The following is a 16,456-nucleotide window of genomic DNA, read 5'->3' as shown; positions in this document are numbered from 1 at the left end:
GCGGGGAGTAATCCCCGCCCCTCAGACGTATGCATCATATTTTATTTGTGGGTTCCGACGACCTGGTACCCGGAAGTATGAAAATCTCGAATCATTGAATATACCGTCCTCCTGTCAAGGATGGTGGTGGGTTTAGCGGTCTTGAGATTATCCGGTTCGTTTTCGTTAACGGGTACCTTGGGGTACGGAGCGATAGCTACGGTGTACCAGGAAGTTTCTTTCCAGAAAGGTTTTCCGATGGGGGTAATATCTTTAGCTGCGTAATTGTAATGTTCCCATGTGCGGTACCACAGCTTTTGTGGGCTACCGGCAGCACGGTAGAGGAAAGCGATGACGGTGCTGGTAGTTGCATAATCATTGGGATGGAACTTGCCATCAGACCAGCCACTTGTAATTCCCTCACGTGATGCCCAGATAGCAAGAGGGTAGGTTGGGTCATAGGTCTCCACGTCTGCGTATGGGGATACTTCAGGTAGGTTTTTGACTTCAGGGTATCCTGCTAGACGGTATAAAGCAGCGATAACGTCCATTCTGCTGGCAGAACTATTGGGAATTTCGTAAACGTTTGTAGAAATCAAGCCATTACAATATGCCCAGATATCTGCTATCTGGCCGCGTCCGTATTGCTTATCCAGGAGACAGTCACTAACTGCGCCAGTATAAAATTTACTGGGGTTGCGGTAGAGGTTGTTCCCTTCCGCATGTGCGGGGAGGGGTGCCAGCATCAAGGATGCGGCAATACCTGCTACCCCCAATGCTTTGAGGGGGCGAGGGAGGGGGGTCATGTTACTCTCCAGAAATCGGTGATGTGAGAACGACATGTTGAGTGAATCAGCTAAATACTAGCACCACATTAAGGAATCTGAACCCCGTTGCACGTAGGCAATGTGTCACTTGTATCTTTGCCTGTCAGAGATTAAAAGGTGAAAGTATAATCCTCACCTTTAGGATTTATAAAAAATAACCCTCATGTGGAAGATGATATGAATTTATATCTAAGTGCATAAATACCCCATTGATTTCTCGGATATTGCAGTAAACTACCCATATAAGCTGCTGACTAGCAGATATATTCACTCACTACTTCTTGAATTGAGGATTCATGGCCTCTGAGAAAACAAGCCCTATGGCGGTCAATGTTCTTAACTATGACGCTGACCCTACGGGGGCTAAAGATTCCACCGCCGCTATTCAAAAAGCTATTAATGATGTAGCGGCACGAGGCGGTGGCTCAGTGGAGATTCCTGGTGGTATTTATCGTGTCACCTACCCCTTCATTGAGTTGAAGCATCGTGTAGAGGTGTTTGGGCACGGTCAGGCAACCCGCATTATTGCCACGGGTGAGAAAACCGTTGAATTTACAACTGGGGTTTTCCACACGGGAACATATAGCGTACCTATGACAAACCCAAATAAGGGTGAAAACAAACCTATGCGTATGGGCGTTCGAGACTTATTTATCCGTACAAACCCGTCTAATCTGTCTCTCTCAGACCCTAATGGATCATTTTGGAAGGAGCTTCATACGACTCCTCTTATGCCCAAGGTCGTGGGAGTCCTGTTTCACACTGAGATGCCAGATAAATCCTCAAATGAACCTGATGCTGTTCCTTTACTTTCTAACGTTGAAATCTGGGGTACTGATATTGGAGTAGCTATTCTCGGAAAAGACGACCAAGGTATGAAGGTGCACAATCTCCGTATCCGAAAGGCCCTCCGTCAAGGTTTACTAGTCGGCAAGCCTGTTGGTCATCCGTTGCGAAAGTCTAAAGACCAGAACGCTGATGGTGCGGACAATAAGTTCTCCATGATTGACGTCTCTGGGACAAATCAGTCCGGTGGTGTATACGCTGGCATTGAGGTGTACGCTTCCCAAACGAAATTTGAACTCTCCAGCAGCTGGTATAACCACCGCACCCTCCCTAAAAGCACCATATACTCTCCTGAGAATGCTCATGCCGGTGCCGGGTGGCTCAACCGTGGTGAACGAAACATGTACATTGGTTGCACCGCCCAGGAAAATGGGGGCCACGGCTGGGTTCTGCGTCTCGGTAAAAGCCAGTTCATCGGCTGTCTAGGTGAGTCCTCCAGCTTTCAGGGAGCTTCGGTAGGAGGTCAAGCACAACCGATGGAGGCCGCGAATTGGTACATTATGAACGGAGCAACGGGTTTACGGCTTGTGGCTCCACGCTCACATAACCCTAAAGACGATCGCAATGCTTCACTGTATGGGTTTTATATTGAGGGTGGAACGAAGGACCTGCAAATTATTGGTGGCTCAGTCATTGACGAGCGAATGAGCGAGAGCAACCTGAAGAATCGTAGGGTCTGTGCGGCTGGACCCCTTGGCAACCAAGTCATCTTGCAGATTGATGCGCTACAGTACCAAAAATTTACTACTGAAACCCTTAAAGAACTCCCTGGTGGTACCTGGGTCTACTAATTTACAAAATATTTAAACGTCTGAGGGGCGGGGAGCAATCCCCGCCCCTCGGCGTTTAACCCGCACCCAAAACAGCCGAAAAACCGTAGAAAAACGGGGTAGGGGAGCGGGCATCACAGTGCCCGGTCGTCGCCTCCACACGCGCAATGCGGTACCCTTGAGCAGAAGGCAGGTCTGCCGGTGCCCAGACCCGCACACGCCAAAACATCCGCAGAAATGCGCCCAACACACCGCACCACGCAAACTCAACACTGCACCCACGTAGCACCGTATTCACCGCATACAGCCGTATTCACTCAATTCACTCGCCACGCCGCCTTCAGCACCGAACGCGGTACCCATCGAAAGAATTGAGCCCCTCATGCCCGATACGCCCATGAGCATCAACGCCATCAACTACGGCGCAGACCCCACCGGTGCCAAAGACTCCACCGCAGCCATCCAGCGAGCAGTCGACGCTGTCGCCGCACGCGGCGGCGGATCCGTAGAACTACCCCGCGGCATCTACCGCGTCTCCTACCCCTTCATCGATATCAAGCACCGTGTCGAAATCTTCGGCTACGGCTCCTCAACCGTCGTCATCGCGCACTCCGACCGTGCCATCCCCACCACCTCCAACGGCCACACCGAATACACCGGCGTGTTCCACGTCGGCAGCTACACCACCCCCGTCTACGGCAGCTACAACGCCAACAAGCCCATGCGCATGGGCGTGCGCAACCTGCACATCCGCACCAACGCCGCAAACACCCCCATCAGCAGCTACCCGCTCGATGCGCACACCGCCCCGCTGAATAACGTCGCCGGCGTCATCTTCCACACCCACCTGACCGGCGACATGCTCAACGAACCGGACATCGTGCCCGTTATCGCCGGAGTGGAAGTCTGGGACACCGCCATCGGCGTTGCCGTGCTCGGCCTGGACGACCAGGGCATGAAAATTGACGACGTGACCATCCGCCGCACCCTCAACCAGGGCCTGCTGCTCGGCAAGCCCGCCGGTCACCCCCGCCGCCCCAACGAAGGCCAGAACTCCGGCGCGGCAGACAACAAGCTGCGCGGCGTAGACGTTGCCGAAGCGAACCTCAGCGGCGGCTCCTACGCCGGTATCGAGGTGTACGCGGCGCAGGCTAAGTTCGAGAACTGCTCCAGCAACAGCAACCACCGCACCAGCAACAAGAACGCCCTCTACGAGCCCGCCACCCGCCACGCCGGCGCAGGCTGGATCGTGCAGGGTGAACGCAACATGTTCATCGGCTGCACCGCCCGTTCCAACGCGGGTCATGGCTGGCTCGTTGAGTGGGCGCACAACGTCTTCATCGGATGCGAAGCGGAAGGCTCCAGCTGGGCTGGCACCGTCAGCGGTGCCGCCGGTGCTGACGAGGCCGCTAACTGGTACATCAGCCGCAACGCCCGCGGCACCCGCATGGTCGCGCCTGTCTCCTATAATCCGCCGGAGAAGCCCGCCTCCCTGTACGGCTTCTACATTGAGAACAAGATTTACGACCTGCGCATCACCGAAGGAACCGCCAAGGACGACCGCATTGGTGAGGGCAATATGCTCGGCCGCCGCGTGTACATTACCGGCGCAATTGGCGCGAACGTGGTTATCGAAATTGAGGAGTTGCGCCACTCCACCTCGCCCGCCGGTCAGCTCACCAAGGAAGCCTATAACGTGATGCGCGGCTAGCAGAGGCTAGTAGACACGCCCGAACCGGTTCGGGACTTTCCTGTGAATCGTGAGGGAGGCGCGTGTGCCCTAGTGGGCGCGTTATACCGCCACATGTCGGCTAAGAATCAGGGCAGCTGCGAATGGAATATGTACCATTCGCAGCTGCTTTGTCGTTTAGAACAATGTTTAATTTTTAATTGATAAAAGTCTCAATTGAATATTGAATAAAATATCAATATGTACTTTAAACTTTCTATGGCGGTGTAAAACAGTCCATTCACTGTGTACCACCATAGCCGTGCGACAGTATGTGGAACACGCACATCATTGGTGCACACCAAAACCGCGTATCGCCGCACGTCAGCCCCTATTCATTGCCGCTTCTCACTATTCCTCAACGACCACTATCCTTCCCCTTTTCTTATTCGCTCCATTGGCGACCCCGCGGTCGACCCAAAAATCGGTTCCTTCCGGCCGGTTCCCAACCACAATTACATAAGGACAGCCCATGCTTCCGGTTATCTCCCGAGCACTCACACCCACCACTCGCGCACGCCGCACCTTCGCTCTCGCCCTCGCCCTCGGTGCCCTGCCCGTAGGCACCTCCGCCATCGCCTCCCACCAGGCTGTAGCTCACGCCGCCGAACCTGCTGCAGCCAACGGCCTCATCAAACTTCACCAGCCCAAGGACGACCCCAGCTACGCCGAATGCGTCGCCACGTTCCTAGGCACAATGAGCGCTACTCCCGGCGTGTGGGCAGTCTGCCACGGCTACCTCGACAACGAAGAATACACCGTCACCCGCCGCCACAGCACCGCAACCGTCACCCGCGGCCAGCTCGTACGCATGCTTTACCGCATGGCGGGATCGCCGACCGTCAAGGACCTCCCGAAAACCTCGCCCTACAAGGACGTGCCCACCACCGACCCCAACTATGCTGCGTACATTTGGGCAGCGGACGCGGGTATCACCTCCGGCTGGGATGACGGGCTCTTCCACCCGGACGAGTACGCCACCCGCCACACCCTCGCCGCGTTCCTCTACCGCGCCGCCGGTAGCCCCGACGGTGCCGCACACCTGCGCCAGATCCGCCGTCCGCTACGTGCCGAAGCTAAGAAGGTTGAGCAGTTCAAGGCTGAAAACCGTTGGGCAGCCCGCACGCTCGGCGCCTACCCCGAAGTGGACCGCGACGGTGACGGCGTGGCAGACGTGGTGAACCCTGCCAGCCCCCTGTACTTCTCCGATGCCCTGTACATGCTCAAGGCGTACGGTGATAAGGGCCTGAAGGTTGTGGGCACTCCCGCCGTTGACTAGGAAGCCGTTGACTAGGGGTAATACCGACTAGATGCAGTGCTGACTAGCGCATATATTCACCGCCCGCCGGTGCGACCCAATGGGTTGCGCAGGCGGGCGGTGCTCTGTTCCGGGTGCTGTGCTGTTCTGGCAGGTTGCGAGCGTCCGTGCTCGCCGCGTAATCGCCTCCGTGCAATGAAAGGTGCCTGCGCTGCACCCGCTAAGCTAGAAGGCATGAAGATTGCCACCTGGAACATCAACTCAATCCGCGCCCGCGAGAACCGCGTCGAAGACTGGCTCGACGAACACGACGTTGACGTGCTCGCCCTGCAAGAAACCAAAACCAAGGACGAAACCTTCCCCTTCGACCTTTTCGAATTCATGGGCTACGAGGTTGCGCACTTTGGCCTGAATCAGTGGAATGGCGTGGCAATCGCCTCCCGAGTTGGCCTCGAAGACGTGCAGCGCGGCTTCGATAACCAGCCGCACTTCGGCAAGCCCGGCGAACCCGAGGTGCTGGAGGCGCGCGCTATCGGTGCGACCTGCGGCGGCGTGCGCGTCTGGAGCCTCTACGTGCCCAACGGCCGCGGCCTGACCGACCCGCATATGGACTACAAGCTCCGCTGGATGGAGGCACTGCGCCAGAACGTGCACAATGAACTGGCGGCTAACCCGCAGTCGCAGCTCGCCCTCGTCGGTGACTGGAACGTCGCCCCCGAAGACACCGACGTGTGGGATATTGACTACTTCCGCAATAACGAGCTGACCCACGTTTCCGAGCCCGAACGCCGCGCCTTCGCCGCCCTGCTCGAAGAGGGCATGGTGGACGTAGTGCGCCCGCACACCCCGGGTGAGTACACCTACTGGGACTACCAGGCGGGCCGCTTCGCCAAGGACGAGGGCATGCGCATCGACTTCCAGTTGTTCTCGCCCGCGCTTGCCGCACGTGTGGAACGCGCCTGGATCGATAAGGTGGAACGCGCCGGTGAAGGCGCGAGCGACCACACGCCGGTCGTGGTTGAGATTGCCGACTAAACCGAGCGCATAGCTTGCCGTAAAACCGCGTATAGCGAGGAGGCGGGGGAGGGGTCCCTCGCCTCCTTGCCGTATCTGCCGGTTTTGCTGTGCCCCGGCTACGTGTTCGCGTGTGTTTCTGTCGGTATTTCGGGGTTTTCTGTGTGGCTTAGTTGAAAAGTTCGTCTAGCCGAACTATTGTTAAATTCCGCCCGGGACGACAGGCAAAAGCGCATTATGATGCCTGCGCAGACACCACGGTGTCCCTAGCGTCCCGGCGCGGCACATCCCACACATCAACCACATACTCAAACCCGTGACTTCCAACGAAGGATGCCTCATGAACGCTCTCACCCCCGCAGGCAGCAACGCACGCCGCCTCGTCCAGGCGCTCTGCGCCGCCCTCGCGCTCACCCTGCTACTCGTGCTCACCGGTTGCGGCAACACCGCCAGCACCACCGACGGCGCTAAGAGCAGCAGCGGCAAGAAGACCGTGCTCACCACCTTCACCGTGCTCGCAGACATCGCCCGCAACGTGGCAGGCGACGACCTGAACGTCGAATCCCTCACCAAGCCCGGTGCAGAGATTCACGAGTACGAGCCCACCCCCTCCGACCTGAAGAAGGCGCACGCCGCCGACCTGGTCCTCGACAACGGCCTGAACCTCGAATCCTGGTTCGCTAAGTTCGTGGAAGAGTCCCACGCCAAGCACGTGACCGTCTCCGAGGGGGTTACGCCCATCTCCATTACTGAGGACGCCTACGCGGGCAAGCCCAACCCCCACGCCTGGATGAGCCCCAGCAACGTGCAAAAGTACGTGGACGTGATGATTCGCGAATTTAGCGCCCTCGACCCGGCCCACGCCGCCGACTACAAGTCCCGCGGCGAAGCCTACAAGAAGCAGCTGCAGGGCGTGCGTGACGAGCTCGTCAAGGAAATTTCCACCCTGCCCGAGAACCAGCGCGCACTGGTCACCTGCGAAGGCGCCTTCTCCTACCTGGCGGCAGACGCGGGACTGAAGGAAAAGTACATTTGGGCGGTTAACTCTGAACAGCAGGCGACCCCCTCGCAGATTTCCTCCGCGATTGATTACGTGCGCGAGAACCAGGTGCCCGCCGTGTTCTGCGAATCCACCGTCTCTGACAACCCGATGCGCCAGGTTGCTGATGCTACCGGCGCGCGATTCGGCGGTGTGCTCTACGTGGACTCGCTCTCCGAGGCGAACGGCCCCGTGCCCACCTACCTGGACATGATCCGCTACGACGCACGCACCATCGTGGCGGGCCTCAAGGGCAACTCCTAAACCCTGAATAACCCCGGGTAAACCCCAAACCCCCGATAGGATAGGAGGGGCGGTCGCCTTCTTGGCTCCGCTCCTCCCACGCCGTTAACACCCACTTACACAAGCAACTCATCAACACACCGAAGAAACCCCGAAAGAGCCACCGAATGTCACTTCTCACCTGCGATAACGTGCACGTGAACTATGGGCCGGTCCGCGCCCTCACCGGCGCATCCTTCACCCTGGGCGCCGGGCGTATCTGCGGCCTGATCGGCATGAACGGCTCCGGCAAATCCACCCTCTTCAAAGCCATTATGGGGGTCGTGCCCATGCACGCCGGCAGCATCACCCTCGACGGGCAGCCCGTCGGCGGTAACCGTGGCGGTCGCGGCAAGAATGCCGACCACCGCGCCGGGCTCGTTAGCTACGTGCCGCAGAGCGAAGAAATCGACTGGACCTTCCCCATCTCCGTGCGCGAAGTCGTCAGCATGGGCCGCTACCGCAACCTCGGCATCACCCGCCGCCTGCGTGCCGCAGACCGTGCCGCCGTGGATGAGGCGCTCGCCCGCGTGGAACTGACCGACCTTGCCGACCGCCAGATTGGGGCGCTCTCGGGTGGCCAGCGTAAGCGCGCTTTCGTGGCACGCGCTATCGCACAGGGCGCCCAGCTGCTACTGCTGGACGAGCCCTTCGCCGGTGTGGACAAGCGCAGCGAGGCGATGCTCATGCAGGTCATCAAACAGCTGCGCGACGAGGGCGCGACCGTGCTGGTTTCCACGCACGACTTGGCGACCCTGCGCCAGTTCGCCGACGAGGCGCTACTGCTGCGCGGCGAGATTCTGATGCACGACACCCCCGAGAAGGTACTCGCCCCCGAGAACCTGGTGCGTGCCTTCGGCATGGAGGTGGACGCCGGCACGCCGACTGCCGCCTCAGGCACTACTACGAACAGCTCTGCGGAAGGGAAGAACTAAATGGACATCCTCAACTTTCTGGTGGAGCCGCTGACCCTGCCCTTCATGCTCCGCGCGTTCGTGGTCACCGTCATTGCCGCCGCCGTCTGCGCCCTGCTCTCCTGCTGGCTCGTGCTGCTCGGCTGGTCGCTCATGGGTGACGCAATCTCGCACGCGGTGCTGCCCGGCGTGGTGCTCGCCTACATTTTCGGTGCCCCCTTCGCGGTGGGTGCGGTCATTGCCGCGCTCGTGGCAGTGGCGCTCATCGGCGGGGTGCGGCGTAGCGGACGCGTGCGCGAAGACGCCGCGATCGGCATCGTGTTCACGACCATGTTCGCGTTCGGTCTGGTGCTGATTTCGGTCACGCCGTCGAATACCGACCTGAACCATATTCTCTTCGGTAACGTGCTGGGTGTGTCCTGGTCGGATGTCTGGCAGGTCGCTGTCCTCGCGGTGGTGGTTGCCGCCGTGCTGCTGGTCAAGCGCCGCGACTTCGTGCTGTACGCCTTCGACCCGGGCTTTGCGCAGGCGGTGGGGTTGCGTCCGCGTCTGCTCGGCGCACTGCTGCTCATTATGTTGGCGCTAACCTCCGTGGTGGCGCTGCAGATTGTGGGTGTGGTACTGGTCGTGGCGATGCTGGTTATCCCCGGCTCCACCGCGCGCCTGATCACTGACCGGTTCGTGCCCATGCTCGCGGTGAGCGTGGGTGTGTCCCTGGTGGGCACGCTGACCGGCCTGTACGCCAGCTACCACGCGGATGTATCCCCCGGTGGTGCCGTAGTCGTCACGCAGGGCATACTGTTCGCCCTGGCGTACGTGTTTGCCCCGCGCTACGGTCTGCTGGGCAGGATGCGCGCCCGCCGGCTCAACACTGGTGCAGCGAAAACTGAGCCGTCAGCTTCCTAAGAAAGCTCACCACATACAGCAATAGGCGGAAAGTCCCACTGTGGGGCTTTCCGCCTATTGCTGTCTTCTGAAGTTCTTGGGGGCGCGTGCCCGCCCGGATTGCCGGGCTAGAAACCCGCCGCTAGCGCCCTGTATCTAGCGCACCGTGCGGGACACGAACAGGGAGGCGGTCGCCTCCGCACCCAACGGAATGATGGTGCCGCCGGGCTTCACCGCACCGGCTGCGTCCGTATCGTGCAGGTTACCGGAACCGGCACCGACCACGCTCACGTTCACCGCCTCCGAGAAGGGCGCACCCTCCTCAATGTGCAGGCGCACGCCGGGCACAAAACCGTGGCCCTGCAGGTAGCGCAGCAGGCGCGGGTCGTCATCGTTAATGCGTTCGAGCACGACCGTTTCGCCGGGTTCGCACTGGCTCAGCGGCACGGTCTGCGGAAAACTAATATGCCCCGAAGAATCCGGGATCGGGTCGCCGTGCGGGTCGCGGGTCGGGTGCCCCAGCAGGGTGTCGATGCGGTCCACCATGAAGTCGGATACCGCATGCTCCAGAACCTCCGCCTCGTCGTGCACACGGTCCCACGTGTAGCCGAGAGTCTCCACGAGGAACGTCTCAATGAGGCGGTGGCGGCGAATCATCGCCAGCGCGTAGGAGCGGCCGGTTTCAGTGAGCTCAATAGCGCCGTAGGGCTGATGCTCGATCAGGTCGGCGGCGGCGAGGCGCTTGAGGCCGTCAGATACCGAAGAAATGCGCAGGCCCATGCGCTCTGCCAGGGCGGATGCGGTGGCAGGGGTTTTGGTCCATTCTTCGAGGCTCCAGATTTCCTTGAGGTAGTTCTGGGTGCTGACGGAAAGTTCTGAAAGAGGCATAAAGATAAGTTTACCTTTTCTCTGGTTTTGCCTGCCGGGGGAGTGGTTGCGGGAGTGCGCGCTACGGGAGGAACAAGCCGCCGGACATTCAGTGCGGGTTTAAAAAGCATCCCGCCCGGTGGTTCACCCCTGGCAGGGGGTGCAACCGTCACGGGCGGGATCAGGTGTTCGGTTCCGCGCTGGCAGGCGCGAAAGAATGAGGGATGCGCGGCGGCGTTAGGTGGCGCGGCGGCGCGAACGGTCAATACGGGTCAGCAGCTCAATGAGCGCACCGCGTGCTGCCTGCTCCTCATGCCAGAGGGAACGGACGAGGGTGCGGCTGACTGCCTGGGTGGTGATGCCGAGCGCGGTTGCGGCGGCCTTCTGCTGGCCGCGTACGCCGGGTACGAGCAGGTTTACTACGCGCCATTCGGCGTCGGTGCGGTCGGCGCATACGCGGTAGAGCAGGCGTGCGGAGCCTGCGGCGAGGTCGGCGAGGTGGCGGTTGTCGGCGCTGACGCTGATGCAGCGTACGGGTGCGCCTCCTTGTGCTTCTTCGACGGCGAGGCGTGAGAATTCGAGGGCGTCGCCGGTGCAGTCGGTGGTGCTGACGGCGCCGAGTGCGCCTGCGAATCGGGGGATGTTGAGCTCGCCGATTCCGATGCCGACCCAGAAGCCGTTATCGCGCGCGGCAATGAGCGCCGCGTGGAGTGCGTCGCTGGCGCGGTCGAAGGCGCCCTGAATTTCATCAGGGTATGTCTGGGCGAAGGCAACACGCGGGTTGAGCTTTGCGAGTTCGTCCGACAGTGCAGTGAGTGAGTGCTGTGCGGAACGTTGAATAAAGGTTAGAACGAACACCTTCCTATTATGCCGTAAAACCTTCAACAAGCGGCGTAAGGTTCGCCGTAATACCGGCAACATTTAAACCCCTAAAAATGCGCATTGATAAGGGGAATTATCGTGAGCGTGCACTGTGTGCAGAAATCCTTGAAAGGACGTAGAACACCCCCGAAAGGAAAATAATTTTCATGCAAGTGCACGTTGAATTATTCGCTTTCGGGGGCGTTGAGATGAGTTGATAGACGGCGCTACCGCGGAACTACTGCGCGTTCGGTACCTGCGAGATATGGGGCAACTGACGCAGCGGCTTCTGGAACACCATCACCACCAGCGACAGAAGAATAAACACCGCGTAGAACAGCGCCGTGTACGTAATACCCCAATCAACAATGAGGAAACCAGCCAGCAGAACAGCCAGCGGGGTCAGTGCCATGTTCGGGATGCCCTGCACCGAATGCACGCGACCAATCATGTGCTCCGGGGTGGAGGCGTTGATGTACGCAATGATGCTCGAATTGAACGAGGGGAGCACAATACCCGCCAGCACAATCAGCAGGCAGACCGCCCACAGCATCGAATGAACCACCGGCAACAACAGGTAGCAGGCCGACATGATGGCCAGGGAGGTGATACCGAGCGGGCCGAGCGCAAACTTCTCGGTCAGCGGGCCGACCAGGAACGAACCGAGCAGCACGCCCACGCCGAAGGCGCTCGCGAAGATGCCGATGAAGAGCGGGTGTGCGCCCTCCAGAGTGTAGTAGTAGATGAAGGTGAGCGGAATACCGACCGTTCCAAAGTTTGCAAGCGTTGAAACAAACGCAATGGACACCAGCACCTTGTTCTTCAGGATGTACTCGAAACCGGCTTTTGAGTCCTGCCAGAAGCTGGTTTTCTCGCCTTCCTCCTCTTCTGCGGGCTGCCGACTAGCACCGTAGCTCTTGGGAGCGACGATGAACGCCAGTAGGTTAACGACCGCGTGAACGGCGGTCATGAGCACGGTCGAGAAGCCGATAATGATGCCGGCGACCGGGCCGCCCAGCAGGTTAGCGGTGGACTCGCGCGTCTCGCCCATACCGGAGGCGTACCCCAGGTGTTCCTTGGGTACTACGCGGGTGATGATGGACTGTTCACTCGGGTAGTCGAAGGTGGAAATGATGGCGGCGAGAGAAATCGTAATCACCAAAACGTAAATATTGGTGACGTTGAAAACGAGGTAGAGAAGAATCGCCACCCAGGACAGCGCCTGACCAATACAGGACAGCGCCAGGCACTTTGAGGGGCCGATTCTATCAACCCACGTTCCGGATATCGCCCCGGCGCAGGTGGCAAGAACACCCGCAACGAAGAGGGTAATGCTCGCGGCTTCGGGGGAGCCGGTCAGCGCCAAAATAATGATGGGCGTGGTGATATAGCTCATCGAGTCTGAGAGCTGGTTGGCTCCAATGGCGAAAAGAGTATTTCGAAAATCTCTATTCTTGAGTAGCTCGGTGTTGACACTCATGGGGGGGCCTCCGCGATGGGGTTTATAGTGTCGCGCGATGTGCAATCCGCTGTGCGTAATTTGTTGCGCGTAATCCGTGAGAGTGAATACCTCGACGGGCTACTGCGCCCGTCGGTAACGATGGGGTGGTTGAGGATGCACGGGGGCGGCTCATTGGGAGCCACCCCACAAATAGTGTGTCGCGCGATACTTTAGATTCTATGAGAGATGTGAATCATATACATGAGGGCACGTCGAAAAACTTTCCTTATTTTGAGTATTGACATTAGGGTTAGGGTGACTATAATTCAGTCTTGGTGCTTCCGCCCGACTAAGCCTTGGCTGAACCCGGCTAAACCCAATTTGGGCTAAGTCCGAATCAGGGCGCACCAAAGACGCCCGCTACCGGGCTCCGCCAGACACCCGCAACGCAGCGGGCGGGGGCGGGGGAGTGTAGAAGAGCGCAGAAATAAGGGCTGCACTAGGCGCTACTCCACCAGGCCCGCGAAACCCGATAGAGCCAGCACCTCCTCAACATCCTGCGGCACTGCCCGCGCCACCAGCGGCGAATGCACCAGCACTGCCCGCCACTGCCCGCGCGACACCGCCACATTCAGGCGATTCGGCGACAGCACAAACCCCGCACCGCGCCCAGAATCAACCCGCGACGATGCCAACGACACCAGAACCACCGCGGCCTCCTGACCCTGGAACTTATCCACCGTACCCACGCGCACGCCAGTACCCGAAGAATCCGCCAAACCAGCGGCAATCAGCGCCTCACGCACACAATCAACCTGCGCGTTATACGCCGCCACCACAATGCAATCCTCAGCCGCTAGCGGGCGCGGCTCAGCACCGGGTGCCGGAACCCACTCGCGGCCCAGTAACTCGCGCACGCAATCCACCACCGCCTGCGCCTCCTGCCCAGACCGCACCGAACAGCCCGCATGCTCCACCGGATACGACACCACACCCGGCTCAACACCCTGCAGAGAACGACCAGCCATTGCCGCAGCGCTCGCCAACGCGCCATCATAAGACAGCCACGAAACCCGCTCGCACAACGCCGAATCCATGCGCCACGACTCACCCAAGAAATAGCCAAAACGAGGATCCAGCGCCGCCGCACCATCAGACAACCAACCCAGCGCCGAAACATCCACCGGGTACGGATGCACACCCGTCGACACCTGCGGCAACTGCTGCGGATCACCCAGCAACAGCACCGAACGCGCCGCACGAGCCGCCGCCACCGTATTCGTCAACGAGAACTGGCCCGCCTCGTCAACCACCAGCACATCCAGCGACCCGGCAGGCACGCGGCGCTCACTCACGTAATCCCACACCGTGCCGCCAAACAGCAGGCCACCCTCACCGGAAATCAGCTCCACCAGCTCGGAGTCAGACACCTCAGACCACGGGGCGTCCGGGGTCACCGACTTGCCGCGCAGACGCACCGCACGCGAAACATCAAAACCATCACGGGCGCAGCACGCCAGCATGAGATTTTCAATCACCGCATGCGACTGAGCGACCACGCCTACCTTCGCGCCCTCAGCCACCAGGCGCGCAATCACGTGCGAAGCGAGGAAGGTCTTACCCGCACCGGGAGGTCCCTGAACCGCTACATAGGAGTGGTCGAGGGCACGAACCGCCGTGTGCACGGCATCCACGGTGGGCAGGTCAGAGCCGGGAAAATCAACCTCACGGGGTAGATTTTCTGCATTCTTGGCGTTTGCGGCGCTCTTCGTGAGGCGCGGCGCGCGGCGGAACAACAGGTCCGCGGATGCGCTCTCCACACCCGTCAGCGAAGCCGCCGCATCGAGTACGCTCGGCAGGGTGCGGGGCGAGGAGGGAATATCGGAGGACTCATCGGATACGGGGAGGTCAGGCATGAGGGCGCCGTTGAAAAGCAGACCGTGCACATCAGACTGCAGAGCCGCCTCAATCGTCGCCGTCGACACCGGATCGCCCGGACCAATACCCGAAGGCAGGGCACGGTGCGGCTCATCCTTCACGCGGATGCGCTCCTGCAGAAGCACCTCCAGGAACTCGCCGGTCGACTCAGCCGGCTCTTCGGAACCTGCAGAATCCTCATGCTTGGCACCGAAACCGCCATGCGCCACCGCCAGCACACGCATGCCAAAGAAACCCGTCGCCGCCAACTCGGCAGGCACACGCTCACCCGGGTTCGACGCACGGAAATAATTCAGCTGCGACTCCATGCGGTCCAACGCAATCTGCGGGCTCAACCCCGCCTCATACGCACAAAAAACCGCATGATCCGACGGCGCAATCACCAGGCTCGGATCAGCCTCAATTCGCGCACGCAACAGACGCACCTGCGCCCCGCGCACGCGGTACCAGCCGGGGGCCTCCTCCACTTCGGCGGGTTCCTTCATGGCGGCGGCAAACGCCTCCAGGTCTGCGGGGGTGTTTAGAAGAGCATGCGCATGCTCCACCGAGAGCACCTGCACCCGATCAAGGTACGCATAATCGCGGTTCGCCACCCACGCCGTCGGGCCGTCCTCCAGACGGCGAATATGCTCACGCCAGAACGGGGCACGCTCGCGGCGGTGGTAGTTCGTCATGGACAGCAGCATCGCCGCCTCCAGTTCACCGGCACCCCAGCCGCGCTCCGCCGCGTGCTCCTCCAGGGAGGCGAGCTGGGCGTCCAGCAGGCACTGCAGGCGGTACTGTTCGCTGTCGTTCTCCACCGCGGCGGGCACACGGTACATGATCGGGTGCTCTTCGGTTTTGGGGTCTTCGGCAGCGTCGTCAGCGGCCTCTTCGGTGACGAGTTCCGGGGCTTCGGACGCATGGGCAAGGGAAGCCGCTGCGTTCAGGCACGCCGGGCACTCGTTGCAGGTCAGAAAATGCGGGATGCGCTCGGCAAGTTCCGCCGGTTCCACGCCCTCGTTCAGTGCCCGGACGAGCATGAGGAGCCGCTGCTCCTGCATGCGAATTAGTGGCAGAACACGTGCCGAATCAACCCGGTGAGGTTGAGGAACGGGGGAGTGATGCTCGGTGGGCTCCGATTCGGACTCTGCGCCGTATTCCTCAGTGCTGTACTCCTCCGCGCCGTGCTCCAGATGGAGGTTGATACGGACTGCATTCTTGTCAGCACCGGCGTTCAGCAGGTGCGCCGCCAGGGCACCGCGCAATAGCGCTCGATGCGCCGCTTCACCCAGGTGCGGGGTGCAGACGATTCGGGCGGTATTGCTCTCGGCGGTGCTGTCCGCAGCCGGGCAGTCGAGGCGGTCGAGCTCCACCGTGTAGGTCAGCCCCGCCGCGGAGGTCGCCACCAGCGGCACCGGGTGTGCTGTGCCGCCCGCATGCTCACCGCTGACTACTCCACTGCCGACTACTGCACTGCCGACCATTCCACCGGCGGTCAGTGCTCGCAGGCACTCGCGGTACGCTTCGCGGGCGTGCTCGGACTTCTCGGGGGCTGGGCGTGCAGACTGCTTCTGCGCACGCTCCCGAAGCTCGGTGTAGAGCCGCAGCTCGCAGGCGGAGGTGGCGGTCAGATCAGTGAGGGTGAAGGTAAGGTCCATGGTGACTTTTCTGCTGGAGGAGAGGGAAACAAGGCGGGCGTAAAACCCTGTCGGGTGAGCGGGTGAGAGCCCCGATTGAGGAGTCTATCGGTGCCCCGCGCCACCTCTCGCCCCGAGAGGTTGATTTTCAGGTTTCACGTGAAACATTACAGAAAATCAACCTGCG

General features: G+C 60.3%; 12 protein-coding genes. 7 read left to right on the top strand and 5 right to left on the bottom strand.

Annotated features, from left to right (window positions below):
- Positions 1-41 precede the first annotated feature (41 nt).
- Entirely contained in the window at positions 42-785 is a 744-nt protein-coding gene (locus tag AB8C10_RS00800; RefSeq protein ID WP_052265068.1) for an S-layer homology domain-containing protein, read from the bottom strand.
- A gap of 317 nt (positions 786-1,102) precedes the next feature.
- Between AB8C10_RS00800 and AB8C10_RS00795 the strand changes: the two genes are divergently transcribed.
- The 7 genes from AB8C10_RS00795 (at position 1,103) to AB8C10_RS00765 (ending at position 9,564) form a co-directional block, all read left to right on the top strand.
- Entirely contained in the window at positions 1,103-2,443 is a 1,341-nt protein-coding gene (locus tag AB8C10_RS00795) for a glycosyl hydrolase family 28-related protein (RefSeq protein WP_012902748.1), read from the top strand.
- 361 nt (positions 2,444-2,804) lie between these two features.
- Entirely contained in the window at positions 2,805-4,133 is a 1,329-nt protein-coding gene (locus AB8C10_RS00790) for a glycosyl hydrolase family 28-related protein (RefSeq protein WP_368866522.1), read from the top strand.
- 490 nt (positions 4,134-4,623) lie between these two features.
- Positions 4,624-5,430: an S-layer homology domain-containing protein gene (locus AB8C10_RS00785; RefSeq protein WP_368866521.1), complete on the top strand. Its 807-nt coding sequence runs from the start codon at positions 4,624-4,626 to the stop codon at positions 5,428-5,430.
- 213 nt (positions 5,431-5,643) lie between these two features.
- Positions 5,644-6,444, top strand: coding sequence for an exodeoxyribonuclease III (locus tag AB8C10_RS00780; RefSeq protein WP_368866520.1), 801 nt, complete (start codon positions 5,644-5,646; stop codon positions 6,442-6,444).
- 319 nt (positions 6,445-6,763) lie between these two features.
- Positions 6,764-7,726, top strand: coding sequence for a metal ABC transporter substrate-binding protein (locus AB8C10_RS00775; protein ID WP_368866519.1), 963 nt, complete (start codon positions 6,764-6,766; stop codon positions 7,724-7,726).
- Between the two features lie 146 nt (positions 7,727-7,872).
- The gene (locus AB8C10_RS00770) at positions 7,873-8,679 is read left to right on the top strand and encodes a metal ABC transporter ATP-binding protein (RefSeq protein WP_368866518.1); all 807 of its coding nucleotides are present in this window, start codon (positions 7,873-7,875) and stop codon (positions 8,677-8,679) included.
- Positions 8,680-9,564 (top strand): metal ABC transporter permease, encoded by an 885-nt coding sequence (locus AB8C10_RS00765; RefSeq protein WP_368866517.1) that lies wholly within the window; start codon positions 8,680-8,682, stop codon positions 9,562-9,564. It begins immediately after the preceding gene.
- Between the two features lie 135 nt (positions 9,565-9,699).
- Here AB8C10_RS00765 and AB8C10_RS00760 read toward each other — a convergent pair whose 3' ends face one another.
- The 4 genes from AB8C10_RS00760 to AB8C10_RS00745 form a co-directional block, all read right to left on the bottom strand.
- On the bottom strand, positions 9,700-10,431 hold the full coding sequence (locus AB8C10_RS00760) for a metal-dependent transcriptional regulator (RefSeq protein ID WP_368866516.1): 732 nt from the start codon (positions 10,429-10,431) through the stop codon (positions 9,700-9,702).
- 216 nt (positions 10,432-10,647) lie between these two features.
- A complete protein-coding gene (locus tag AB8C10_RS00755) occupies positions 10,648-11,268 on the bottom strand; it encodes a hypothetical protein (protein ID WP_005507641.1) in 621 nt (206 codons plus the stop codon).
- A gap of 241 nt (positions 11,269-11,509) precedes the next feature.
- Positions 11,510-12,751, bottom strand: coding sequence for an MFS transporter (locus AB8C10_RS00750; protein ID WP_368866515.1), 1,242 nt, complete (start codon positions 12,749-12,751; stop codon positions 11,510-11,512).
- Between the two features lie 467 nt (positions 12,752-13,218).
- Positions 13,219-16,290, bottom strand: a complete 3,072-nt coding sequence (locus AB8C10_RS00745) for a DEAD/DEAH box helicase (protein ID WP_368866514.1) — start codon at positions 16,288-16,290, stop codon at positions 13,219-13,221.
- Positions 16,291-16,456: the final 166 nt, after the last annotated feature.

The organism is Rothia mucilaginosa (genome assembly GCF_964210535.1).
Taxonomy (GTDB): domain Bacteria; phylum Actinomycetota; class Actinomycetes; order Actinomycetales; family Micrococcaceae; genus Rothia; species Rothia mucilaginosa_F.
This window is presented reverse-complemented; position numbering and strand designations above follow the sequence as displayed.